The sequence below is a fragment of the Bradyrhizobium huanghuaihaiense genome (assembly GCF_025200885.1).
Taxonomy (GTDB): domain Bacteria; phylum Pseudomonadota; class Alphaproteobacteria; order Rhizobiales; family Xanthobacteraceae; genus Bradyrhizobium; species Bradyrhizobium huanghuaihaiense.
On the sequence record NZ_CP104172.1, the window covers coordinates 2,669,582 to 2,694,891 of the forward strand.

The following is a 25,310-nucleotide window of genomic DNA, read 5'->3' on the forward strand; positions in this document are numbered from 1 at the left end:
GCCTCACGCCCGCTGCACAAAGCTGTCCACGACCTTCTTCTCGCCGGCCTTGTCGAAGGCGATGGTGAGCTTGTTGCCGTCGATCTTGGTGACGCGGCCGTAGCCGAATTTCTGGTGGAAGACGCGGTCGGAGAGCGAAAATTCCGAGGTCGTTCCTGTGGATTTGGCGACCAGCTCGCCCTCGATGGTCAGGGGACCGCGGCGGCGCGAGGAGAAGCTGCCGAAATCCGGTCCGGATGACGAGGAGGACGAGAACGTCGCGGCTTCTTCCTCGAAGCCGCCGCTTCTGCCGCCGCTATTGCGGCCACCGCCGCGGTTACGGTTGGCTTGCGCCCGCTGCCAGCCCGGCGTCGTGTAGCTGGAGCCGAACGCTTCCATGTCGTCGAAGCGCGAGGCGCCGTAGCCGCCGGTGCCGCCCCAGGCCGAGCCGCCCTTGGATTCCGTGATCTCGACATTGGCCGCCGGCAGTTCGTCGAGGAAGCGCGAGGGGATCGTGGTCGACCAGGTGCCATGGATGCGCCGGTTGGTCGCGAAATAGATCATGGCGCGGCGGCGCGCGCGGGTCAGGCCGACATGGCCGAGCCGGCGCTCTTCCTCGAGGCCCGCGCGGCCCTGTTCGTCCAGCGTGCGCTGGCTCGGAAACAGGCCTTCCTCCCAGCCGGGCAGGAACACGTTGTCGAATTCGAGGCCCTTGGCCGAATGCAGCGTCATCAGCGACACCGCGTCCTCCTCGGCGCCGCCGTCGCGGTCCATCACCAGCGAGATGTGCTCCAAAAACCCTTGCAGGTTTTCGAACTCCTCCATCGAGCGCACGAGCTCCTTCAGGTTCTCCAGCCGGCCCGCAGCGTCCGCCGAGCGGTCCTTCTGCCACATCTCGGTGTAGCCGCTCTCGTCGAGCACGATCTGGGCCAGGTCAGTGTGCGCGGTGACCTCGCGCTGGGCGCGCCAGCGGTCGAACTGGGCGACGAGGTCGCGCAAGGACCCACGCGCCTTCGGCTTCAGCTCGTCGGTCTCGACCACCGCGCGCGCCGCCTCGAACAGGGGAATGCGGCGCTTGCGGGCGTGGTCGTGCAGCATCTGCACGGTGGCATCGCCGAGGCCGCGCTTCGGCGTATTGACGATGCGTTCGAAGGCGAGGTCGTCCGCGGGCGAATTGATGACGCGCAGATAGGCCAGCGCGTCGCGGATTTCGGCGCGCTCGTAGAAGCGCGGGCCGCCGATCACGCGATAGGGCAGGCCGAGCGTGACGAAACGGTCTTCGAACTCGCGCATCTGGTAGGAGGCACGCACGAGAATGGCGATCTCGTTGAGCTTCTCGCCCTGGCGCTGGATCTGCTCGATCTCCTCGCCGATGCCGCGGGCTTCCTCTTCCGAATCCCAGGAGCCCGTGACGGTGACCTTCTCGCCTTCGACGTCCTCGGTGCGCAGCGTCTTGCCGAGCCGGCCCTCATTGTGCGCGATCAGGTGCGAGGCGGCGGCGAGGATGTGGCCGGTCGAGCGGTAGTTGCGCTCGAGGCGGATCACCTTGGCGCCCGGAAAATCGTGCTCGAAGCGCAGGATGTTGTCGACCTCGGCGCCGCGCCAGCCATAGATCGACTGGTCGTCGTCGCCGACGCAGCAGATGTTTTTGGTGGGGGCTGCAGGAGCAGCCGCCAGTGCCGCCCGCTCCGTCATTCCGGGATGCGCCGAAGGCGCAGACCCGGAATCTCGAGCTGAGGACTCATCTCCGGATTCTCCGACGCGCAATTGCGCGTCGTAGTTCGCGTCTTCGACGCGCTCCGGAATGACGGCTTGCGCAGCGGGCTTTGACGGCGCCTGCGACAGCAGCCGCAGCCACAGATATTGCGCGACGTTCGTGTCCTGGTACTCGTCGACCAGGATGAACTTGAAGCGCTGCTGATACTGCCTGAGGATATCCGGGTGCTCGCGGAAGATGCGGATGTTCTCCAGCAGGAGATCGCCGAAATCGGCGGCGTTCAAAATCTTCAGCCGCTCCTGATAGCTCGCATAGAGCTTGCCGCCCTTGCCGTTGGCGAACATCGCGGCTTCGCCCGAGGGCACCTGCGAGGGCATCAGGCCGCGGTTCTTCCAGCCGTCGATCAGGCCGGCCAGCATGCGCGCCGGCCAGCGCTTGTCGTCGATGTTCTCGGCCTGCAGCAGCTGCTTGAGCAGCCGCACCTGGTCGTCGACGTCGAGCACGGTGAAGTTCGATTTGAGCTGCGCCAGCTCGGCATGGAAGCGCAGGATGCGGCCGCCGATGGAGTGGAAGGTGCCGAGCCACGGCATGCCCTCCACGGCGTGGCCGAGCATCTGGCCGAGCCGGTGCTTCATCTCGCGCGCGGCCTTGTTGGTGAAGGTCACCGACAGGATCTCGGCGGGGCGGGCGCGGCCCTGGCTCAGGATATGGGCGATGCGCGTGGTCAGCACGCGCGTCTTGCCGGTGCCGGCGCCGGCCAGCACCAGCACCGGGCCGTCCAGCGTCTCCACCGCCTCGCGCTGCTCCGGATTGAGCCCGGACAAATATTTCGGGCCCACCGAGGCGCGCGCGCGCGCGGCGATGCCGCCGGCTGCGGGCTGGTGGTCGGGAACGCTGGTGATCTTGCTCGGCTCGGTCATGCGAATCATTTGGCCCCACGATGGCACCGCGGGGTGACGGGAGGGAGCCTTCTTAACAGGGATTGGTGCCTATATGGGGCGCCGGTGCGAGGTTTTCCACGTACGCGGCCGGCCGATTTGTTCCTGCGCGAGGTGCGAATTTCGCCGTTATGCGTCCCGGAACCTCGTTCCCGCGTCGAGATTGTCTGGGCAGGTGGCGCGGCCAGCCGTGCCGAGAGACATCAAGACGAGGGTTTGACCATGCTAGGCTGGGTTGTGACGTTTCTGGTTATCGCACTGATCGCCGGCATCCTGGGCTTCGGCGGCATCGCCGGCGCCTCGATCGAGATCGCCAAGATCATCTTCTTCATCGCGGTCGTCCTGTTCCTGGTCTCGGCCGTGGTCGGCTTGGCGCGCGGCCGCAACAGGATATAGCGCGCCGGATCATGCACTACCGCTTCGAGGGCATCGCCACATTCCTGCCGATGCCCTCGGGTCGCGTCAGGGCGCTGTGGGACTTGGCGACCCCAGCAATGCGCTGCTGGATGTCGGGCGGAAACGGCGCAACGCGCCGCGCCTTCATGTCCATGTGCAGCGACATGTTCTCCGAGGTCGCCGACAGCCAGCCCTCGGTGCCGTGCCTCATCTCCTCGAAGGTGTGCAGCCGCTTGTCGTCGGCTTCCAGCAGCCACACCAGGATCTGCACGGGATCGCCGAGATGGATCTCGCGCAAATAGCGCACATGGCATTCGGCGGTGAAGGTCGAGCCGTGACGCTCTTTCTTGTAGATCGGACCGATCCCGAGCTCGAGCCAGAACTCGTCGATCGCCCGGTCGAACATGACGTTGTAATAGGCCATGTTGAGATGGCCGTTGTAGTCGATCCATTGCGGCTCGATCTGCATGATCGAGGAGCGGAACGGCTCCGCGTCGGGCGCCGTGGCGGCAGTCTCCGGCATGTGTCCTTCCCAAGCTATGCGTCCGGTCCCTTGACTTGACCGGTTATATGTCCTTTGCCACGGTTGTTCTGTCGGGAGGAATTTCCGTGGGTACGACCATCACCAATAATCCGCCGCGGCCGGAGCCGAAAGCCCTCGCGAGCGCGCTGGAACAGCTCGCCGCACGCTTCGGCAACCGCCTCGTCACCTCGCAGGCTGTCCGCGAGCAGCACGGCCATACCACCACGTGGATCGTCAACCAGCCGCCGGACGGCGTGGTGATGGCGCAGGAGACCGCCGACATCCAGGACGTGGTGCGGATCTGCGCGAAGAACCGCGTGCCCGTGATCGCCTTCGGCACCGGCACCTCGCTGGAGGGCCAGGTCAACGCGCCCGCCGGCGGCATCTCGATCGACCTGCGCGACATGAACAAGGTGCTCGCGGTGCATGCCGAGGATCTCGACTGCGTGATCCAGCCCGGCGTCACCCGCAAGGCGCTGAACGAGCATCTGCGCGACCAGGGCCTGTTCTTCCCGATCGATCCCGGCGCGGATGCCTCGCTCGGCGGCATGGCCTCGACCCGCGCCTCCGGCACCAACGCGGTGCGCTACGGCACCATGCGCGACAGCGTGCTGGCGCTGAAGGTGGTGCGCGGCGACGGCGAGATCATCACGACGGGCACGCGCGCCAAGAAGTCGTCCGCGGGCTACGACCTGACGCATCTGTTCGTCGGCGCCGAAGGCACGCTCGGCATCATCTCGGAACTGACGATCCGCCTGCGCGGCATTCCTGACACGATTGCGGCCGGCGCGGTGTCGTTTGAGACCGTGCACGGAGCCTGTCAGGCCGTGATCCTGGCGATCCAGACCGGTATTCCCGTCGCGCGCATCGAGCTGCTCAATGCCGCGCAGGTGAAGGCCTGCAACGCGTACTCGAAGCTGACGCTGCCGGAGACGCCGCTGCTCCTCATGGAATTCCACGGCAGCGAGATCGAGGTCGCCGAGCAGTCCAAGGCGTTCGGCGAGATCGCAAAGGACTGCGGCGGCGGCGAATTCTCCTGGACCACCAAGCCGGAGGATCGCACCAAGCTGTGGCAAGCCCGGCACGACGCCTATTGGTCGGTGAAGGCGCTGCGCCCCGGTGACAGCATCGGCGTGGTTGCAACCGACGTCTGCGTGCCGATCTCGCGGCTTGCCGATTGCGTCAGCGAGACCGAGGAAGATCTCAAGCGCCTCAATTTGTTGTCGCCGATCGTCGGCCATGTCGGTGACGGCAATTTCCACTGCTCTCTGGTCTGCGACACCAACGATGCCGGCGAGATGGCGCGCGGCGAGGAGTTCATGCATCGCCTGGTCGAGCGTGCGCAGGCGATGGACGGCACCTGCACCGGCGAGCACGGCATCGGCCAGGGCAAGCAGAAATACCTCAAGGCCGAGCTTGGCCCCGAGGCCCTGGACGCGATGCGGGCGCTGAAAAAGGCGCTCGATCCGCTCAACATCTTCAACCCCGGCAAGATCGTGCCGGAGGCGTAACGCAGTCCGGGAACTTTCGGCAGCCGGAGCGGTTCCAATTCCCGACAATTTCCGATGCCTCAATGGCGCGGCTTGCGGGAGGATGCGATGTTGCGACCGGTCATTGGAATTGCCGTGATGGCGATTGCCTGCCTGCTGGCGGGAACGGCTCTGGGCAAGGGCGGTGGCGGTCACGGTGGCGGCCATGGCGGTGGTCACGGCGGCGGGCATGGCGGTGGCCATCACGGCGGCGGCCATCACGGCGGCGGCCATTTCCGTGGCCACGGCTTCGGGCATGCGTATGGTGGCGGCCATCATCGCGCGATGCGGTTTGCAACCGGCGCCCGGCACGGCTCGAATTTCGGCCAGATCCGTAATGCGTCCGTGCGCCCTGCGAACTTCCGCAACGCTCTCAACGTGCATTCCAGCGCCTTCCGCAACGGTCGTCTGATCGGCAACCCCGCGGCGCGCGCCCAGATCACGGCGGCGGCCGCGCTCGCGGGCTGGCATGGCGCCAGCAGCGGATGGTGGCAGCATGCGGGCGGCGGCTACGGCTGGGTCGGACCGTTGTTCTGGCCGTTCGCCTATAACGATCTCTACGACTACACGATCTGGGGCGACGGTGTCGGCTTCTGGGGCTACGGCTATCCGGACATCTATGCCGGCCTCTTCGGCCCCTACGGCTATGATGGTCTGTCAGCCTATCTGCCGCAGCGCCCGCAGGGACGGCGGCAAGCGCGCGGCGTTGCGCTGGATCAGCTGTGCGGAAGCGACCGGCGCGAGATCGTCGGTCTGCCGATCGACCAGATCGCCGCGGCGGTGCAGCCGACCGAGGCGCAAGGCGCCAGTCTCGATGCACTCGGCAGTGCCTCGATCGACGCTGCCGCGCTGATCCGCACATCCTGTCCGACTCAGGTCGCGGCGACAGCACCCGGCCGGCTGGCGGCGATGCAGCAGCGGGTCGAGGCGATGGTGAAAGCCGTCGATCTCGTTCAGCCTACCCTCGATAGGTTCTATGGCTCGCTCACCGACGAGCAGAAGGCGCGCTTCAATGCGCTGGCTGAAGATCAGCGTCGTGGGACGGCGTCCAACGGCAGTGGGGGATCGCTAGTGCAGACTTGCGCTGCGCCTGCTGCGATTGACTGGCCCGGCACCGACATCGAGGCCCGGCTTCATCCCAACGACACGCAGCGCGCCGCGTTACAGGTGCTCCAGGACACCAGCGCCAAGGTCAGCGCATCGCTCAAGGCGGCCTGCCAGCCGAGCGAGGTGATGACGCCGCCGGCGCGGATGGCCGCGGTCCGCAAGCGGCTCGATGTGATGCTCGACGGCGTCAAATCGGTGCGCGCGGCGCTGGAGGATTTCTACGCCACGCTGAATGACGAACAGAAGGCGCAGTTCGAGGCCATCGGCCCACGTCGGACGTCCTGAATGCGTATCAAGTGTGACGGAAAAATCCGCCTCGCCGATCTCGGCAGGCCTCTCTATGCTGGGGAGAGGCGGCAGCGCGGCAATATGACGGCGCGAAGACCGCGGATGGTGAGGCGATGAAGTGGTTGGCGCGCAAGACGCGACAGGACATCTGGGACGAAGCCATCGAAGGGCCGCTCGGCGACATCGAGGCCGCCGCGCGCATTCGTGCGATCTGCGAGGCGGCGGCCGCGAGCGCTGCAGGGGCGGCACGCAACGATAGGCGCGAAAGCGCGCGCTACGAGCGCGCGGCCAAGGTCGCGATGGAGATCGCGATGAAGATCTCGGATGGACTGATGCGCGATGATGCGGTCCATCGCATCGTCGATCTCTGCATGGAGGCGGGCGACCTCAAGACCGCGCAGATCCTGTTTCGCGCGATCCATGCCAGCTGGATCCGCGAGACGGTGCAGCGGGACCATCCGACACTCGCGTCATAGAGAAAGAGTGTCGCCGCGAGGCAGGTGCGCTCCCTCCCCCGCCTGCGGGGGAGGGGTGGGGAGAGGGTGCTTCCGCAACGGGACAATCCCCAAGAGGCGAAAGCCCTCACCCGCGCCTTCGGCGCGACCTCTCCCGCAAGCGGGAGAGGTTGGGAGCCCGCGGCTCGGCCAGCGTCCCCAACTATTCCGCTTTGGCCAGCTTGCGCACGGCCTCGTCCACGCTGTGGAAGATGCGCTCGCGGGGCAGGGCGTCGTACAATCTGAAGCGCTCGAACGCGTCCTGTGCGCGCACCGATTCCAGCCGTGCCAGCGCGACGGTGACGCCCTGTTCGTTGCACGCCTTGAAGATTTCGAGCAGGATCTGCGCGGCGGTGAAGTCGATCTCGACCATGCCGCTCGCTTCCAGCACCAGGAGTTGCGGCGTCGCCGTGCCGAGCACCTTCGCGACGTCGCTGCGGAAGCCCGGTGCGTTGAGGAACGAGAGCGGCGCCTGCAGCCCGATCACGGCAACGCCGTCGATGTGCTCGCCGCTGATGTGGGAATGGGCCGGCCACCAGATCGTGGTGCCCGGCACGCGCTCGAACTCGACCAGCCGCGCCCGCGTCGTGCTCCAGATGCCGTGCAGCAGCGACAGCACGATGCCGAGGAACGCGCCCTGCTGGATCGGCAGTATGATGATCAGGGCGGCGGTGGCGAGGATCAGCAGGAATTCGCTTCGAGATTGGCGGTAGATCGTGACGATCTGCTTCGTGCGGACGATGCGCAGCGCGACGAACAGCAGAATGCCGCCGAGCGCCGCGTCCGGAACGTGCCGCAACAGTCCGGTGCCGAATGCGAGCAGCGCCAGCACGATCGCCGCGGCCGCAAGCCCTGCGAGCTGCGATTGTCCGCCGGTCTCGGCGACGATCCCGGTGCGCGGCGGGCTGGCATTGACCGGAAACGCACCGAACAGGCCGGACAGCACGCTGCCGGCGCCCGCGCCGAGGAAGTCGCGATCGACGTCGGCAGGCTTGTCGGGATCGGACGGGAACGAGCGCGTGGTCGCGGCGGTCTGCACCATCACCACGACCGTGATCACGAAGGCGAGCGACACCAGATGCACCCAATGCTCCGGCGCAAGCTCGGGCAGGGTGAGCCGCGGCAGCGTGCCCCGCACGCTGCCGACGACGCTGACGCCCTTGCTTTCGAGGCCGAGCGCGATCGTGGCCAGCGTCGCGGCGACGAGCCCGATCAGCGCGCCCGGAATTTTCGCGCTGATCTTCTCGGAGACGAAGACCGTTGCCAGCACGCCGAGGCCGATGCACAGCGTGAAGGGATTGCTGCGGTTGAGCTCGTCGGCGAGCACGCCGATGCGATCGAGCGTCGGCCCGCTCGGCGACTTCAGTCCCAGCACGCCGGGCAATTGCGACACGATGATGTGGACGGAGATGCCGGCGAGGAAGCCGACCATCACCGGCACCGACAGGAGGTTGGCGATGCCGCCAAGTCGGAAGGCGCCGCCGGCGAGCATCATCGCGCCGACCATCAGCGCCAGCGCGACCGCAAACCCCTGATATTCCGGCGAGCCGACCGCGGCGAGCGCCGCAAGTCCGCCGGCGAAGATCGGCGTGATCGTGGAGTCGGCGCCGCAGGACAGGAAGCGGTTGCCGCCCAGCAGCGCAAAACCGAGCGAGCCGGCCATGAACGCGAAGAAGCCGATCTGCGGCTCAAAGCCGCCAAGCCGCGCGGTGGCCATCTGCTCCGGGATCGCAATCGCAGCCAGCGTCAGCCCCGCCATCAGGTCGCCCGGCAGCGAATAGGAGGCGAGCGAGCGGAACAGCGGCCATGCGTGCTCTTTTGAGCTCTTGGCGTCGGCGTCGTGCGGCATCGAGGTCCCCGGAAAGCCTGTGTCGATCGATTAGACTACAGCATTTCCGGATTGGAAGGCGGAAGACGCAATCTCTCGACATCCGTCGTCATTGCGAGCGCAGCGAAGCAATCCAGGATCCCGCCGCGGAGAGACTCTGGATTGCTTCGCGGCGCTCGCAATGACGGAGGACATACTGTCCTCCGTATCGCGCGCGTCCCCCTCAGTACCGGCCGCGGTCGTTGTGATAATCGCCGCCGCGGCCGCCACCACCCATGCCCATGCCGAGGCCAATCCCGATGCCGATGCCTTGCATGATGGCGCCGGGCGGCGGGCCGCGATCCGGCGGCGGTGCGCGCTCATAGACCACGTCTTCAGGCGGCGGCCGGCGCGGCTTCGGCGGCGTCTCGACCACCTTGCGCTTCGGCGGCGTCTCGTCGACGCGCTTCTTGATGAGAGGCGCTACCGCCGGGTTGACCGGAGAGGCCGGAGGCGTGGGCGTCGAGCACGGGCAGGTCGGCGCCATCGCGACGGCGATCGGAGCAGGAGTGGCCGCGGCGGCCACGGGCAAGGCATAGTTGCGGTTCTGCACGCGGAGAAGCAGCCTGCGCGCGGTTGCCGCGAGATCGCTATTGTCCCAGTTCGCCAGATACGCCTCGAACGAGGCGCGCGTGTTGATCGCGACCGCGCGCTCCCAGGCCAGCATCTGGCGCCGGCGCTCCACCACCGTGCGCAGGCGCGGCGTGCGGGCGTCCTGCGCGTACAGCTCGATATAGGCCTGATACGCCTCCACGGTGTCATCAGTGATCACGAGCTCATAGGCGGCCTTCGGCTCCTTGCCCTGCAAATCCCGGCGCCAGTCCGCGACACTGCGCGTGCCGCTGGCGAGCGCCATGGCGGATGCGCCCGGCAGAGCCGGCTGACCGCTGCTCTCGCCGCCGAAGAACTTGAAGTCGGTCGTCAGCGACGAGCTTTCCCAGGGGATCTGCCGTCCTTCGGTCGATTGCGCCACCGCGACGCGGATGCGCTTGAACACCTCCTCGATCGGCAGATTGGGCTGCTTGGCGATGGTCAGCGCGGCCGTGGTGTAGGGGCTGTCGATGCCGTTGCCGTCCTCGGCTTCGGCGCCGGGCGAGGTCGAATAGGAAATGAAGGAGCCGGGCGCGCCGGCCTTGGTGTCGACGATCGCAAGCCCGTGGCCGGCGCCGCTGAGCGCGGGGAACGGGTTGTTGCGGCAGGCATCGAGCATGAAGATGCGCGCCCGCGTCGGCAGTGCGCCGAGCGTGTTGAGCATGTCGTTCAGCCGCACGCCCTGCAGCGGAATGTCGGCCTCGCGCTTGGGGTCGAGGTCGACGGGCACCAGATAGTTCTCGCCGTCGATCTGCAGGCCGTGGCCGGCATAGAACACCAACGCGACGGTGTCGGCGCCGCTGGCGCTGACCTTGCCGGCGAAATCCGAGATCGCCGCGCGCATCTCGTTCTGGCCGAGGTTGGCTGCCGACGTGACGGTGAAGCCGGCATTGCCGAGCAGCTCCGTCATGCCCTTGGCGTCGTTGGCGGCATTTGGCAGTTCCGGCACGGTGCGATAGGCGGATTGGCCGATCACCAGCGCAAGCCGCGCTTCGGCCGCGGCATCGGTCGGCATCGTCAGTTGTGTGAGCGCAAGAAGGCCGGACGCAAGCAGCAAATTGGAAAGGACTGGACGGCGCATGATGTCACCTCCATCGGCAATGCGCGCGATGATGTCACCTTTTCTAGATCCGTACCATGACGCCGTCTGTGCGCTGGCTCACGCTTGGCGTGCGACAAATCGGGCAGAATGTCTGCCCGGCGGGCGCGTCCGGCCGTGCGCCGTCAAGGCAGTCCGCGGTCCCAGGGCGTCACGGGCGCAAAGCGCGCGGCGAGAAAGTCGATGAAGGCGCGCACCTTGGCCGGCGGCCGGCGGTCGGGCAGGTAGACCGCATGCACCGCCGACGTCTGGATCTCCGGCTGATCGAGCGGCAGCGCGACGAGCGCGCCTGAGCGCAGATCGTCGGCGATGATGAAGGTGGGTTGGCGCGCAAGGCCGAGGCCGGCCAGCGTCGCCGCGCGCAGCGCATCGCCGTTGTTGGCACGCAAGGTGCCGCTGACCTGGACGCGGATCTCGCCCTCGGCGCCGAACAGCCATTCCGCCGCGCTCGCCTGCTGCGAGAGCGTGTAGCCGAGGCAATTGTGTCCGGCGAGGTCGGCGACGGTACGCGGCGTGCCGTGCCTGGCAAGATAGGAAGGTGCGGCACAGACCACGAGGCGGTTCGGCGCGAGCTTTCGCGCGACCATGCTGGAGTCGCGCAAGCTGCCGATGCGGATCGCGAGGTCCCAGCCTTCCTCGGCGAGGTCGACGAGGCGATCGTTGAGACCGAGCTCGACGGTGACCTCGGGATGGGCGGCCGAAAACTCCGCGATCGCAGGCGCGATCTGCCTTGTGCCGAACACGACGGGGACGTTGACGCGCAGCAGCCCGCGCGGCTCGACGCGTTCGCGCGCGATCGCGGCGTCGGCGGCCTCCATGTCGGCGAGGATGCGCTCGGCCGATTCCAGATAGCTCCGTCCGGCCTCGGTGATGGAGAGCCGCCGGGTGGTGCGGTGGAACAGTTTTGTGCCGAGCCGCGTCTCCAGCGAGGCGACATGCTTGGTCACCATGGTCTGCGACAGGCCCATGGCCCGGGCCGCGCCGGAGAGGCTGCCGGCTGCGGCCACCCTCGCGAAGACTTCCAGGCTGGTCAGGCGGTCGAGCAAACTATTTCACTCTGCTAGTGTGAAGTATATTTCGAAAATAGCAGATTATTATCGATTTGAGAATAGATCATGGTGCGCCGCAAAGGAGACCGCCATGATCGATTCCCGTACCGCCCCCTACGCCGCGCTGGTGCTGCGCGTGACCCTGGGCGCGCTGTTCCTCGCCCATGCCAGCCTGAAGCTGTTCGTGTTCACCCCGGCTGGCACCGCAAAGTTCTTCGGCAGCCTCGGCTTCCCGCCCGAGCTCGCCTATCTCATCATGACCGTGGAAGTGCTCAGCGGCGTTGCCCTGATCCTCGGCGTCTGGACCCGCTACGCGGCGCTCGCGGGCATTCCGATCCTGCTCGGCGCGATCTTCTCGGTGCACGGCGCGGCCGGCTTCTTCTTCTCCAATCCGAAGGGCGGCTGGGAATTCCCCGCCTTCTGGGCGATCGCGCTCGCGGCGCAGGCCCTGCTCGGCGACGGCGCCTATGCGCTGCGTCCCTCGCGTGATGTGCAGGCTGCGGGCGGCCAGCTCAGCGGCGCGCATTCGCGCTGACGACACCGCATTCGCTCCGACCTTGCGAGCCGCGGGATCACGATCCCGCGGCTTTCGTTCGTCTGCTTCGTACAATCCGATCGATATGCGTTCGGCATTGATCCATACCTGAATTGGATCGATCCCTCTCAATCCTGCACGGCAGGCGTCGTCGCTGCCGTGCGGGATGCGCGAAAACACCGATAAATAAAGGCGTTCCGTCGCGATTTCTGCAGTGCGCCCGTCGCTCGCGCCATCGCGGCGCCGCCGGGCGCATCCCTTGCCTGTGTCGTCGCTTTGGCCATACTGTCGAGCCAAGACGCCGCGACAATGATCGCGGCTGCAAAAAGAATAATTGGGGAGAGACCGCACCATGACCATCGTGCCCGTGAACCGCCGCGCGTTCATCAAGTCATCGGCGGCGGTCACCGCCGGCCTCGTGCTCTCTCCCGCGATCATCGGCCGTGCCGAAGCTGCGACGCTGAAGCTGAAATGCTCCTCCTCGCTGCCGAACGATCCGAAATTCGCCAATGGCCGCGTCTATTACGACAACCTCGTCAAGAATTTGAAGGGCAACGGGCTGGGCGAGCAGGTCGAGGTCGCGTTCTTTCCGGACAACCAGCTCGGCCAGGAAATCGACGTCATCAATTCGGTGAAGCTCGGCGTCATCGACCTCATGGTGTCGGGCTCGTCGATCTCGGCCAATCTGGTGCCGCTGGTCGGCACCTTCGACCTCGGCTTCCTGTTCTCGAGCTTCCCGCAGCAGACCAAGGCGTTCGATTCCGGCGCCGCCAAGCCGATCGAGGATGCGCTGCTCAAGGGCGGCAACATCCGCATCATCGCCTGGGCCTATAATTTCGGCTCGCGCAGCGTGCTGGCGAAGAAGCCGGTGAAGACGCCGGAGGATCTCGCCGGGCTCAAGATCCGCACCCTGCCCAATCCCGTCATCACCGAATGCCTGCGCCTGATGGGCGCGGCCGCAACGCCGCTGGCTTTCGGCGAGATCTATACGGCCTTGCAGGCCGGCGTGCTCGACGGCCTCGAGCACGATCCGCCGACGATCCTCGCCAGCAAGTTCTTCGAGACGGCCAAATTCTACGCGCTGACGCAGCACAATTTCTCGCCGCTGGCGATCTACTTCAGCGACATGACCTACAACCGCATGGATCCGAAGCTGCGCGAGGGTTTCCTCGATGCCGCGAAGAAGGCCGCGGTCGACACCCGTGCTCATGGCCTTGCGGTCGAGAAGGAGGCGCTGGCGACACTCGGCGAGAAGGGCGTGACGGTCGCCGAATGCGACCGCGAAGCCTTCAAGAAGCGCGTCGCGCCGCAGATCGAGAACTTCATCAAGGCGCGGCCGGAATCCAAGCCGGTCATCGACATGATCCGCGCGACGCAAGCCTGATGGCCAAGTCCCAATGGCGAAGTCCGAAATGGCGATGACAGCCGCCGTGCCGCTTTCGGGCGGCCGCCACGGCAGCATGATACTTCTGCTTCGCCTCAGCGACGGGATCGCGGCCGTGCTGCTCGCCGCCGATCTCGTGGTCGTCTGCGCCTCCGTGCTGCTGCGCTTCTTCTTCAACGCGCCGGTCGAATGGTCCGACGACGTCGCGCGCGGATTGATGGTCGGCTCGGCCTTCTTCGGCGCGGCGAGCGCGCTCGCGCGCGGCGAGAATGTCGGCGTCTCCTTCTTTCGCGACCTGTTGCCGGTGCGGCTGCGCACGCTGGTCGATGCCGCCAGCGCCCTGCTGATCGTGCTGATCTCCGGCTACGTCGCCTATCACGCCATCAAGCTGGGCTCGCTGACCGCCGGCCAGACCACCGGCTCCGGCCTGCCGCTGGAATTGACCTTCTACCCCATGGGTGTCGGCGCGCTGTTCATGACGGTGTTCGCGATCGACCATCTCTGCGCAAGGCCGCTGCCTGATATCGTCAGGGGCCTCGTTGCGATCATCGTCGTGACCGGGCTTTATCTCGCCTGGGATTATCTGTCGCCGGCCTCGGTGCCGTCGGCGGGCACGCTGATGCTGATCGGCTTCTTCGCGACCCTGTTCGGCGGCTTGCCGATCGGCTTTGCGCTGGCGCTCGCCGCGCTGATCTTCATCTGGGTCGAGGGCGCGCTGCCCGGCGTCATCTTCGCCCAGCAGATGGCGCGCGGCATCGACAATTTCGTGCTGCTGGCGATCCCGTTCTTCATCCTCGTCGGCTACCTCATGGAAGCTAACGGCATGTCGGTGCGCCTGATCGAGCTGTTGCAGCGTGCGGTCGGGCGCATGCGCGGCGGCCTCAACGTCGTGATGGTGGCCTCGATGGTGCTGTTCTCCGGCATCTCGGGCTCGAAGATGGCCGATGTCGCCGCGGTCGGCTCGGTGCTGATCCCGGCAGCGCGCCGCTCCAAGCAGAATCCGGGCGGCGCGGTGGCGCTGCTCGCGGCCTCCGCGGTGATGGCGGAAACCATTCCGCCCTGCATCAACCTGATCATCCTCGGCTTCGTCGCCAACCTGTCGATCGGCGGCCTGTTCATGGCCGGGCTGCTGCCGGCAGCGCTGATGGCGCTGGTGCTGATCGCGGTCTCCATCATCTTCGGCAAGCCGCCGGCGGAGGCCGAGGACGTCGCGCCGCAGGCGCCGGTATCCGGGCTCTGGAGCGGCGCGATCGCGGCGTTCGGCCTGATCTTCATGATTTTCTTCGGCTTCAAGAGCGGCTTTGCCACGGCGACCGAAATCTCCGCCTTTGCCGTCGCCTATGCGCTGGTCGTCGGCAGCGTCGTGTTCCGCGAGCTCAGCTTCAAGACCGCGGCCCATAGTTTCGTCCAGGCCGCAACGCGCGCGGGGCTCGTGCTGTTCATCGTCGCCGCCGCGCAATCGCTGGCGTTCACGCTGACCCTGCAGCAGGTCCCGCACGCGGTCGGCGATTTCATGCTGGGACTGTCGAAGACCTCGGGCGTCTGGATGTTCATCCTGCTCGCCATCGTCGTGCTGATCGTGATGGGTTCGGTGCTGGAGGGCGCGGCCGCGCTGATCATCTTCGGGCCGCTGCTGTTGCCGGTGGCGGTGCAGCTCGGCGTCGATCCCCTGCATTTCGGCGTCGTGCTGGTCATCGCGATGGGCATCGGCCTGTTCGCGCCGCCGCTCGGGCTCGGGCTTTACGGTGCCTGCCTGATCGGCAACGTTCCGATCGAGCAGACGGTGAAGCCGATCATGGGCTATCTTGGCCTCTTGTTCCTCTGCCTGCTCGTCATCGCCTTCGTGCCATGGCTCTCGACCGCGCTGCCGCGGGCATTCGGCTACTGAAGGAGTTTTGTCGTGAAGGTCCTGCTCGCGCACACCCCGGAGATGCGGCGCAATTACTACGGCGATCGCAGCCTGAACGGCCTGCGCGCGGCCGCCGAGGTGATCCTGCACGAGAGCGATGAGACTTTGGATGCAGCCGGCCTCGTGCGCGCCGCCAAAGATGCCGACATCATCGTCGCCGACCGTATGACCGAAGGCCGCGGGGAAATCTTCGCGCAATTGCTGCGCCTGCGCGCCTTCATCCGCTGCGCCGTCGACATCCGCAACGTCAACGTGGATGCGGCTTCACAAGCCGGCGTGCTCGTGACCCGCGCCGGTCCCGGCTTCGTGCAGGCGGTCGCCGAGCTCGCGCTCGGCTTCATGGTCGATCTCTCCCGCGGCGTGTCGCGGACGACGGCGGACTACCAGGCCGGCCGCAAGCCCGAGGCACGGATGGGCCGCCAGCTCGCCGGCAGCAGGGTCGGCATCATCGGCTATGGCAGCATCGGGCGCTATCTCGCCGAGATCGCAAAAGTGCTGCGCATGGAGGCGCTGGTCTCCGATCCCTTCGCTGATGTCAGTGATGCCGCAATCAGGCAGGTCGGTCTCGACGAGCTTCTCGCCGCATCGGACTATGTCGTCTGCCTCGCCATCGCCAACGAGCAGACCGAGAATCTGATCGGGGAGGCCGCGCTGGCGCGCATGCAGAAGCATGCCGTGTTCATCAATCTCTCGCGCGGCAATCTCGTCGACGAGGCCGCGCTGGCACGCGCGCTGCGTGAGAACCGCATCGCCGGTGCGGCGATGGACGTCGGCCGTGCACCGGACCAGATGCCGTCGCCCGAGCTCGCGAAGCTGCCGAACGTCATCGCGACCCCGCATGTCGGCGGTTTGACGCCGCAGGCGATCGAGTACCAGTCGCTGGAAACCGTGCGACAGGTCGAAGCGATCGTGCGGGGCGAGGTGCCGCAAGGCGCCGTCAATGCCGAGCGCTGGACGCGCCGGCCCTGAGAACGCGGTCTGACTTGAACCTCGTCCTCGTCCGCGACGTCGGGCAAAACCGGCAAGTTATTTCCAGTCTGCCGCGGTTTGCAGGGTAGTCGTTAACTAAGGCGCGCAATCCGGCACGCCCGGGTTCCGAAATTGTGCAGTTCTTAACCCCGATCCTTGTCCGATAGAAGTTCCGGCGGCTCAACCAGAAGTTCGTGCCGCCGCGCCGAAGGGGGACGTGCGGATCAAGATGGGCGGCCGCGATCAGAACGATCAGGATCGGAAGCGGAAGACCGGATGGTGGCGTGCCGCGCCGCTGCTCGGGCTCTATCGCCCTGCGCTGGTCGCTGTCGCCGTCGGGCTTCTGTTCTCGATCGTGGGCGCGGCCGCCGTTGCGCGCTGGGAAAACCGCGTCAACAGGATCGAGTTCGAGAACGCGGCCGAGACCGAAGCGATCGTCATGCAGCACGGCATGGGCGAGTACATCTCCAGGCTCGTCGCGCTGCGCACGCTGTTCGAATCCACCAACGAGCAAATCACCCGCAGCGAATTCGAGACTTTCAGCGCGCGCCTGTTCGAGCGCCATCCCGGCATGTTGCGCATCGCCTGGCTGCCGCGCGTCAACCGCAAGGAGCGCACCGACTACGAGGCCGCCGCGGTCGCGGACGGCGTGTCCGGCTATCGCATCAAGTCGCTCCAGGGCGATGCTCTCGCGGTGGCGCCGCAGAGCGACGAATATTTCCCGGTGTTCTATTCGACGCAGCCGAAGACGTCGCAGGTCTACGGCATGGACTACGCGAGCATCCCGGAACGCCTTGCGGTGTTGGAGCGTGCCAGCGACAACGATCGGGTTGCGGCCGTCCGTACCCGTCTCTACGAGCCCAGGGAAGGCGGCCGGCTGCCCGACGTCCTCGTCGCCATTCCCGTCTACGCCAAGGGAACGTCGCGCGAGACGGTCGCGGACCGGCGCCGCAATCTGGCCGGCTTCGTGGTTGGCGTCTTCGATCTGCCGCTGCTGATCCAGTCCATCCGCGTGACCACCGGCGCGAGCCCCGCGGTCAGCGTGAACGTCTATCCGCCCTTCACCGGCCAGATCGTCAGCCTCGAGGACATGCTGCCGGATTATTCGTCCGCCGCCACCGCGCCGCAGTCGATGCGCGACGTCGCGCGGACCCTGCACTGGTCGGGCGGTCTCAAGATCGGCGATACCGACTGGCAGGTGCGCGCGATGCCGACCGCCGGCGGCGCGCTCGAGACGGCCTATGATCGCGCGGTCGCGGTCCTCATCGTCGGCATGCTGCTGACGCTGTCGCTGTCGACCTATCTCATGCTCGCCAGCCGCAATTCGCGGCGGCTGTCGCTGGCGAACCGGCGGGTGCTCGAACTCGCCCAGACCGACATCCTGACCGGCCTGCCGAACCGCGCCTTCTTCCTCGCCCGGCTCGACGAGCTCAACCGACAGCTCGACGACAACGGTGCGACCTTCTCGATCCTGATGCTCGACCTCGACCGCTTCAAGAACGTCAACGACTCTCTCGGTCACGGCGCCGGCGATGTGCTGCTGCGCCAGGTGGCGCAGCGGCTGAAATCCGCGCTGCGCGCCACCGACGTGCTGGCGCGGCTCGGCGGCGACGAGTTCGCCATCATCCAGGGGGCTTGCGAGGATCAGCGCGCCTGCGCCACCGAGCTCGCGGGGCGGGTCGCCAAGCTCGTGGCACAGCCGTTCCTGCTGCCCGGCCATCGCGTCGAGATCGGCACCAGCATCGGCATCGCGATCGCGCCGGATCACGGCAGCGATCAGGAGCAGCTGCTGAAGAAGGCCGACCTTGCGCTCTACCGCTCGAAATCGGCGGGCCGCAACTGCTTCACCGTCTACGACGAGGCGATGTCGGCCGAGCTCGAGGCGCGCAACACGCTGGAAGGAGACTTGCGCGACGCCATCGCGCGCTGCCAGCTCGAGGTGCACTACCAGCCGTTCGTCGATGCCACCGGCGGCGTGCGGCGCGGCTTCGAGGCGCTGGTGCGCTGGCGGCATCCGAGCCGCGGCTTGATTCCGCCGGACCAGTTCATTCCGCTAGCCGAGGAGACCGGGCTGATCGTTCCGCTCGGCGAATTCGTGCTGCGGCGCGCCTGCGCGGATGCGGCCGGCTGGCCCTCCGACCTGATGGTCGCCGTGAATCTCTCGCCGATCCAGTTCAAGGAAGCCGAGCTGTTCGAGATGATCTGCGCGGCGCTCGCCGATTCCGGCCTGCCGCCGCCGCGGCTCGAGATCGAGATCACGGAATCGGTTCTGCTGGAGCGCGGCGTCGAGAACCTCGCCTTCATGGAGCGGCTGAAGAGCATCGGTATCGAGCTCGCGCTCGACGATTTCGGCACTGGCTATTCCTCGCTCAGCTATCTCGTCGCGTTCCCGTTCGACAAGATCAAGATCGACAAGTCGTTCATCCGCAACCTCACGCACCAGCCGCGTTCATCCGCCATCATCTCCTCGATCGTGACGCTGGCGCGAGGGCTCGACATGTCGGTCACCGCCGAGGGCGTCGAGACCGCCGAGGAGTTCGAGCGGCTGAGAACGCTCGGCGTCAATTTTGCCCAAGGCTATCTGTTCGGGCGCCCGCAGCCGGTCGGCGAGATCGAGCCGGATGCGGCCGAATCCTCCCGGCTCGACGCCGCCTGACATCACCGCTCGATGGGCATGCGCGAAAAGCGCTTGACCCGGACACCCTCAGATGGTCCGAAGGATCGTCTAGGGATGAAATAGAAAAAATGCGGCTTCCGTTCTTCTACGGCTGGGTCGTGGTCGCCGTGACCTTCGTCACCATGGCCATCGGCGTCAACGCGCGCACCGCGTTCTCTCTGTTCTTTCCGCCGATCATCTCCGAATTCGGCTGGGAGCGCGGCGTCACCGCCGGCGCTTTCTCGTTCGGCTTCGTGGCATCCGGCGTTGCGAGCCCGCTGATCGGCCGTCTGATGGACCGCGCCGGTCCGCGCGCGGTGATGGAGCTCGGCGTGGTGCTGATGGGCGGCGGGCTGCTGCTGGCACCGCTCACCAGCCAGCCCTGGCATCTCTATCTCACCATCGGCGTCATGGTCGGCGCCGGCAGCGTCTGTCTCGGCTATTCCGGCCAGTCGCTGTTCCTGCCGAACTGGTTCATCCGCAAGCGCGGCTTTGCCATCGGCATCGCCTTTGCCGGCGTCGGCATCGGCTCGGTGACGCTGCTGCCGTGGGTGCAGCACATGATCGAGCAGACCGGCTGGCGCACCGCCTGCACTGCGATGGGGCTGCTCGTCCTGATCGCGCTGGCGCCGATCAATCTGCTGCTGCACAAGCGCCCCGAGGATATCGGCCTGCGGCCGGACGGCGATGCGGCACCTGGCGCCGGCGCTGCAAAGCCGGTCTCCAACGTGGTCGACCCCGTCTGGGTCAACACCGACTGGACGCTGAAACGCGCCGTCGCGACCGCGCGGTTCTGGTGGATTGCGGTCGGTTATTTCTCCGGCCTCTACATCTGGTACGCCGTGCAGGTGCACCAGACCAAGTTCCTGCTCGATATCGGCTTCAGTCCCAATGTCGCGGTGTGGGCGCTCGGCATCGTCAGCTTGCTCGGCATTCCCGGCCAGATCCTGCTCGGTCACGTCTCCGATCGCATCGGGCGCGAGTGGGTGTGGGCGATCAGCTGCGCAGGCTTTGCGATCTGTTTCGCGGCGCTGATCGCGCTCAAGTTCCAGCCGTCGCTCTGGCTCGTCTACGTCATGGTGTTCACGCAAGGCGCGCTCGGCTACGGCCTCACCTCGATCATGGGCGCGGTGGTGTTCGAGATTTTCCAGGGCAGGCACCAGGGCAGCATCTTCGGCACCATCATGCTGGCGGCGTTGGCGGGCGGCGCGGCAGGTCCCTGGCTCACGGGCCTGCTCTATGATCGCACCGGCGACTACACGCTCGCCTTTGCCATCGCCATGGTCGTGAGCGGCTTGTCGGCGCTGTCGGTGTGGCGGGCCTCGCCGGGCAAGGTGCGCGCCGTAGCCGGGCGGCTGCATAAGCTCAAACCGGCATCCGAATAGGTTCCGGACGCATCAAGATACGTCTGCCGTTTTCGCGGGACGTTAAGCATGTCCCGCCTTGGCGCGGCGCGACGGAATTGCAAAAACGTCTTGGACACCATCGGAGCGTTAACCTCTCGCCGATTGCCTGCATTTCCCGATGCCGCCGGTTCAGACGATGTCCGCCTCCGATCACCTTGTCACAGACATTCCGGACGTTATGCGCGCCGCGCTCGAACGCGCCGACGACGGCATCGTCATCGTCGACGAGGCGCATCGCATCACGCATTTCAACCCGGCCGCGGAGCGGATCTGGAAGCTCGCCGCCACCGAGGTGCTCGGCCGCGCCGTCGCCGTTCTCACCGTCAAATGTCTCGAGGCCGGCGCGACCGCGGATCTCCGCGACGAGTTCAGCCTGGTGCGGCGCGACGGCAGCCGTATCAAGGTGCAGGTCGCGATCTCGTCGGCGACGGTCGACGGCCGGCCCCATCGCATCGTGTTCGCGCGCGACGTCACGCTCGATGCGGAGCGCCGCGTCAGGATCGAGCTTCTCCACGCGGTCGCCGACCAGACCAACCGCGTGGTGATCATCACCGATGTCGAGCAGAACATCGTCTACGTCAATTCCGCGTTCACGGCGCTGTTCGGCTATACCAGCGAGGAGGCCGAAGGGCGCCGCGCCGGCGAGCTGATCGCCGGCTGCCACACCGATCGCAACGCCGTCGCAAAGCTGGTCAAGCGCCTGCTGGCCGGCGGCCATAGCAGCGAAATCGAGACGCTGGTCTACGACAAGGACGGCGAGGAGATCTGGGTCTGCGCCCGGATCGATGCCTTTCGCGACAGGAAGGGTCGGGTCAAGCACATCTTCGCGCTGCTCGAGGACATCACCGAGACCAAGCAGCTCCGCTCCCTCCAGCAGCTGATCATGGGCGCGCTCGCCGACGAGGTCCCGATCACCGACATCGCCGACAGGCTGTGTCGCCGGGTCGAGGAGATCGCGCCCGACGTGGTCTGCTCGCTGCTCCACGTCGATGCCGCCGGATTGGTCCATCCGCTCGGCGGCCCGAGCCTTCCGGACGATTATTCCCGCGCGCTGGACGGCATCGCGATCGGCCCCAATGTCGGCTCCTGCGGGACCGCGGCCTTCTACGGCGTGCCGGTCCTGGCCGAGGATCTCGACACCGACCCGCGCTGGCAGCCCTACAAGGCCATGCCGCTCGCAATCGGCCTGCGCGCCTGCTGGTCGACCCCGGTCAAGGCCAAGGACGGCCGCGTCATCGCCACCTTCGCTTTCTACTATCGCGAGCCGCGCGCGCCGAGCAACTGGCATCGCCGCATCGTCGAGGCCTGCGTCAACCTCGGCGCCTTCGCGATCGAGCGCAAGGAAGCGCGCGCCGAGATCGCGCGGCTCGCCTATCACGACATCCTCACCGGCCTGCCGAACCGCGCACAGTTGCGCCACCTGATCACGACCGCGATCGATGCCTGCCCGACCGGCAGCCATGTCGCGCTGGCCTTCCTCGACGTCGATCACTTCAAGGACGTCAACGACACGTTCGGCCACGCCGCCGGCGACGAGCTCTTGATCCAACTGGCGCAGCGCCTGCGCGAACATATCGGTCTCGAGGACATGCTGGGACGGCTCGGCGGCGACGAATTCGTCATCCTGCTGCCGCAACGCAACGCCGAGGCCGCCGAGCGCATTGCGGCCGGGATCACCGAAGCGCTGGCCGCACCCTTGCGGCTCGGGTCGAAGCTGATGCCGATGTCGGCCAGCATCGGCATCAGCCTCTATCCTGATCACGCGACCGACATCGACACATTGATGCAGCAGGCCGATGCCGCCATGTACATGGCCAAGCAGGCCGGCCGCTCCACCCATCGCCTGTTCAGCGCCGAGATGAACGGGCTGACCGAGCAGCGGCTGGCGCTGATCGCGGCGCTGCGCCGTGCCATCGCGGACAGCGCGCTGACGCTGAGCTATCAGCCGCAGATCCGCAGCTGCGACGGCGCCGTCCACGGTGTCGAGGCGCTGGCACGCTGGCACGACGCCGAGCTCGGCGATGTCTCGCCGGCGAAATTCATCCCGCTTGCCGAGGAGTGCGGCCTGATCGACCAGATCGGTCTGTGGTCGGTGCGCGAGGCCTGCCGGCAGATGGCGAGTTGGCGCCGCGCCGGGCTCAATATCCCCAGCGTCTCCGTCAACCTGTCGCCGATCAACTTCCGCAGCGTCACGCTGGCCGCACGCCTGAAGGACATCCTCGTCGGATACGATTTGCCGCCGGACGCCCTGATGCTCGAGATCACCGAGGGTGCGTTCATGCAGGACAGCGTCGCCGCGCTCGAGACCATGAATGCGATCCGCGAGCTCGGCGTCGGGCTTTCGGTGGACGATTTCGGCACCGGCTATTCCAGCCTCAGCCGCCTTGCCCATCTGCCGATCCGCGAGCTCAAGATCGACCGCAGCTTCATGCGCGATATCGAGCGTGACGCGGGCGCGCTGGCGATCGCCACCGCCGTGGTGCGCGTCGGCCAGGGCCTCGGCATGACCGTCGTCGCCGAAGGCGTCGAGACCGAAGGCCAGCGCAGGACGCTGGCCGAGCTCGGCTGCGACGTCGTGCAAGGCTTCCTCTATGCGCCGGCGCTGGCACCCGCCGCCTTCGAGCGCTGGCTGATCGAGCATTGCGCCGAGCAGGCGAGGGCGATGCTGAGAAGACTCGATGTTGCGGTGGTTGGCGTGGCTGCGGTGAAAGTGGTCGGCGGAGGTATGAACTCCTGAAAGACAATCGGCCCGTCCGCTTGTCCTTTCAGCCCCCGAAAGGCGCCTGTTTCGGGCCGCTGCCGAGTGCGCAACCGAATGGAACCCGAGGACCGAGAGGAACGGCTGGCCGACGGAACTTGCCCCGTACGGTGTTACCCATACCTGATTTGCAGTTGTGTAATCCGCGCCTCGCCTGCATCTAGATCGCATTGAGCGCACGAGGAAATTTCGCCTCGTGGCAAGCGGTTTTGTCGTTGAGAGTGAGGATGCTTGTCAGTGAACTGGATCTTGGTGCGGGTCGCGAAGACAGATCCGAGCAAATGCTGAGACCGCTGTTTCGCGCCGCTCGGAGTGGTGAAAGCGGATACTTCGCGGTTCACCCGCAGTGAGACAAGTTGGCGGAATTGGTAATCGCCTCTTGGCAGCACTACCGTCTGCCGATTTCGATCTGCTGGCGCCCGAGCTGGAGACAGTCGCGCTCCTTGAGGACGCGTCGATTTCGCACAACGGTGATCCGGTCGACTATGTCTTGTTTCCTCATAGCGGTGCCGTCTCGCTGATGGTCGACTTGGCGGACGGCCAGACCGTTGCCAGCGCCCTGATCGGTCGCGAGGGGGCAATAGGTACTCTCTCCGTGTTTGGACCGTCGTCCTCGGCTCTTACCGCCATCGTTCGTGCGGCGGGGACCGCCTCGCGAATCCCGGCGCGGCAATTTCACGCGGCATTTCACCGAAGTTCCGCGATCCGGCACGCGATCCAGATTCACATCAGGGCGATGCTGGTGCAGCTTCAGCGCGGCGGAGCCTGCAATGCGCTACATCCGGTGCAAGCCCGGATGGCACGCTGGCTGATGCACATTTGCGACCGCATTGACGACGATGTCCTGCCTCTCACCCAGGAGGCGCTGTCGCAAATGCTCGGTGTGCGCCGAACGACCGTGACGCTCCTGATGCGCAATCTGCGTGCATCCGGCGCGATCAGATCTGATCGACGAGGCCGCATCGAGATCGACCGAGCAAGACTCGCGGCCGCAGCGTGTGAATGTCATGGCACGATGCATCGCGAGGTCGAGCAGATCTTCTCGACGAAATACGGCGCGACCTCGCGCATTGACTACGCCGACCGACATAGCGGGTGAATTGCGATTGCCGTGAGCGACCATCCGGGAAGGCAATGGGCTGCGACCGTCACCCGGATCAGCCACCGCTGAGCGGCGGCGAGACTTGTCGCTGATGTCGACCCGCAAAACCGTGAACCGCCGCGTCATGCTCATACCGCCGTCCCCGGCTCGTCCTTCTCGCCGAGCACGCCGAGCCGCTCGGCGATTCTGACCAGTTCGACCACCGACTGGACCTGCAGCTTGTCCATGATCGCGCTCCGATGCGCCTTGATGGTCCGCTCGGTGCTGCCGAGCTCGCGCGCGGCATGCTTGCTCGTCTTGCCCTGGACGATGATCTCAAAGACCTGCCGCTGGCGCGGGGTAAGCGTTGAAAGCCGGGCCCGAAGCGCTTCAAGCTCGCCGTCAAGTTCGCGCGCGTTGCGATGCCGCGCGATCGCGCGTGCGATGGCTTTCAAGAGATCATCCGGGCCAACAGGCTTGATCAGGAAGTCGTCCGCTCCCGCCTTGATCGCCTTCACGGTGATGCTGACATCAGGATAAGCGCTCAGAAAGATGATGGGCAGTGTCGAGCCGCGCTCGGTCAGGCGGCTCTGCAACTCGAGCCCGCTCATGCCCGGCATCCTGACATCCAGCAGAATGCAGCCCTTGCTTTCGTCGGGCCGCTGCTCCAGCAATTGCTGCGCCGATGCATAGGTGGCAACGCGGTATCCGCTTGCCTCTAGAACTTGTTGGATGGCCGATAGGTACGATGCGTCGTCATCCACGACATGGACGATGCCGGGCAATGAATTCTCCTGAACGAAAAGTAGCTGCTGTGCTTGCTTTTCTTGCTTGTTGGTGCAGCGCCTTCTCGTCCGGTTATTCCCGGATCACGTCGCTCTTGAATGGCAGTTACGTCCTGCAATCGCGAGGTGCAAATTAAATCTGTGACAGTATGCGGCGCCGGACGCCGGGTGTGTCCTTTTGATCGCAAGCGCGCGAGACAGGCCCGAATGAGGCGTCGTCGTCCGAATACCTGCCGTTGCGTTTTGACAT

18 protein-coding genes are annotated in these 25,310 nt (G+C 66.2%); 12 read left to right on the top strand and 6 right to left on the bottom strand.

The genetic code is table 11. The annotated features are described in order from the left end of the window. Nucleotides 1-3 precede the first annotated feature (3 nt). Nucleotides 4-2,625, bottom strand: a complete 2,622-nt coding sequence (locus tag N2603_RS12625) for an ATP-dependent helicase (protein WP_260389022.1) — start codon at nucleotides 2,623-2,625, stop codon at nucleotides 4-6. Nucleotides 2,626-2,856: 231 nt separating this feature from the next. On the opposite strand from N2603_RS12625, the gene N2603_RS12630 reads away from it, so the two are divergent. Continuing rightward, nucleotides 2,857-3,030, top strand: coding sequence for a DUF1328 domain-containing protein (locus N2603_RS12630; RefSeq protein ID WP_008556598.1), 174 nt, complete (start codon nucleotides 2,857-2,859; stop codon nucleotides 3,028-3,030). 16 nt (nucleotides 3,031-3,046) lie between these two features. Here the strand turns inward: N2603_RS12630 and N2603_RS12635 are convergent, their stop codons facing one another. Next, entirely contained in the window at nucleotides 3,047-3,553 is a 507-nt protein-coding gene (locus N2603_RS12635; RefSeq protein WP_260389024.1) for a thioesterase family protein, read from the bottom strand. A gap of 86 nt (nucleotides 3,554-3,639) precedes the next feature. Here N2603_RS12635 and N2603_RS12640 point away from each other — a divergent pair, with 86 nt between their 5' ends. From N2603_RS12640 to N2603_RS12650, 3 genes are all read left to right on the top strand, one after another. Further along, nucleotides 3,640-5,064 carry an FAD-binding oxidoreductase gene (locus N2603_RS12640; RefSeq protein ID WP_260389025.1) on the top strand — a complete coding sequence of 475 codons (1,425 nt, stop codon included), beginning with the start codon at nucleotides 3,640-3,642 and terminating at the stop codon, nucleotides 5,062-5,064. 87 nt (nucleotides 5,065-5,151) lie between these two features. Further along, the gene (locus N2603_RS12645; protein WP_260389026.1) at nucleotides 5,152-6,474 is read left to right on the top strand and encodes a Spy/CpxP family protein refolding chaperone; all 1,323 of its coding nucleotides are present in this window, start codon (nucleotides 5,152-5,154) and stop codon (nucleotides 6,472-6,474) included. 116 nt (nucleotides 6,475-6,590) lie between these two features. Then, complete coding sequence (locus N2603_RS12650) at nucleotides 6,591-6,953, top strand: hypothetical protein (protein WP_260389027.1); 363 nt, start codon at nucleotides 6,591-6,593, stop codon at nucleotides 6,951-6,953. 181 nt (nucleotides 6,954-7,134) lie between these two features. Here the strand turns inward: N2603_RS12650 and N2603_RS12655 are convergent, their stop codons facing one another. The 3 genes from N2603_RS12655 to N2603_RS12665 form a co-directional block, all read right to left on the bottom strand. Beyond that, nucleotides 7,135-8,820 carry a SulP family inorganic anion transporter gene (locus N2603_RS12655; protein WP_260389029.1) on the bottom strand — a complete coding sequence of 562 codons (1,686 nt, stop codon included), beginning with the start codon at nucleotides 8,818-8,820 and terminating at the stop codon, nucleotides 7,135-7,137. 202 nt (nucleotides 8,821-9,022) lie between these two features. Further along, entirely contained in the window at nucleotides 9,023-10,510 is a 1,488-nt protein-coding gene (locus tag N2603_RS12660; protein WP_260389031.1) for a caspase family protein, read from the bottom strand. A 143-nt stretch (nucleotides 10,511-10,653) separates the two neighbouring features. Beyond that, nucleotides 10,654-11,574, bottom strand: a complete 921-nt coding sequence (locus N2603_RS12665) for a LysR family transcriptional regulator (protein WP_018640889.1) — start codon at nucleotides 11,572-11,574, stop codon at nucleotides 10,654-10,656. Between the two features lie 94 nt (nucleotides 11,575-11,668). On the opposite strand from N2603_RS12665, the gene N2603_RS12670 reads away from it, so the two are divergent. The 8 genes from N2603_RS12670 to N2603_RS12705 all read left to right on the top strand — a co-directional run bounded on the left by N2603_RS12670 (nucleotide 11,669) and on the right by N2603_RS12705 (nucleotide 24,293). Next, nucleotides 11,669-12,112 carry a DoxX family protein gene (locus N2603_RS12670; protein WP_018640888.1) on the top strand — a complete coding sequence of 148 codons (444 nt, stop codon included), beginning with the start codon at nucleotides 11,669-11,671 and terminating at the stop codon, nucleotides 12,110-12,112. Between the two features lie 352 nt (nucleotides 12,113-12,464). After that, entirely contained in the window at nucleotides 12,465-13,496 is a 1,032-nt protein-coding gene (locus tag N2603_RS12675; protein WP_260389032.1) for a TRAP transporter substrate-binding protein, read from the top strand. Nucleotides 13,497-13,530: 34 nt separating this feature from the next. Further along, complete coding sequence (locus tag N2603_RS12680; RefSeq protein ID WP_260424186.1) at nucleotides 13,531-15,384, top strand: TRAP transporter large permease; 1,854 nt, start codon at nucleotides 13,531-13,533, stop codon at nucleotides 15,382-15,384. Nucleotides 15,385-15,396: 12 nt separating this feature from the next. Next, complete coding sequence (locus N2603_RS12685; RefSeq protein WP_260389033.1) at nucleotides 15,397-16,374, top strand: hydroxyacid dehydrogenase; 978 nt, start codon at nucleotides 15,397-15,399, stop codon at nucleotides 16,372-16,374. A gap of 229 nt (nucleotides 16,375-16,603) precedes the next feature. Then, entirely contained in the window at nucleotides 16,604-19,030 is a 2,427-nt protein-coding gene (locus N2603_RS12690) for a bifunctional diguanylate cyclase/phosphodiesterase (RefSeq protein WP_260424187.1), read from the top strand. A gap of 89 nt (nucleotides 19,031-19,119) precedes the next feature. Beyond that, on the top strand, nucleotides 19,120-20,415 hold the full coding sequence (locus tag N2603_RS12695) for an MFS transporter (protein ID WP_260389034.1): 1,296 nt from the start codon (nucleotides 19,120-19,122) through the stop codon (nucleotides 20,413-20,415). Between the two features lie 157 nt (nucleotides 20,416-20,572). Beyond that, nucleotides 20,573-23,173, top strand: coding sequence for an EAL domain-containing protein (locus tag N2603_RS12700; protein WP_260389036.1), 2,601 nt, complete (start codon nucleotides 20,573-20,575; stop codon nucleotides 23,171-23,173). Nucleotides 23,174-23,540: 367 nt separating this feature from the next. Then, a complete protein-coding gene (locus N2603_RS12705; RefSeq protein WP_260389037.1) occupies nucleotides 23,541-24,293 on the top strand; it encodes a Crp/Fnr family transcriptional regulator in 753 nt (250 codons plus the stop codon). A 131-nt stretch (nucleotides 24,294-24,424) separates the two neighbouring features. On the opposite strand, the gene N2603_RS12710 is transcribed toward N2603_RS12705, so the two are convergent. Further along, nucleotides 24,425-25,060 carry a response regulator transcription factor gene (locus N2603_RS12710; RefSeq protein WP_018640880.1) on the bottom strand — a complete coding sequence of 212 codons (636 nt, stop codon included), beginning with the start codon at nucleotides 25,058-25,060 and terminating at the stop codon, nucleotides 24,425-24,427. Nucleotides 25,061-25,310: the final 250 nt, after the last annotated feature.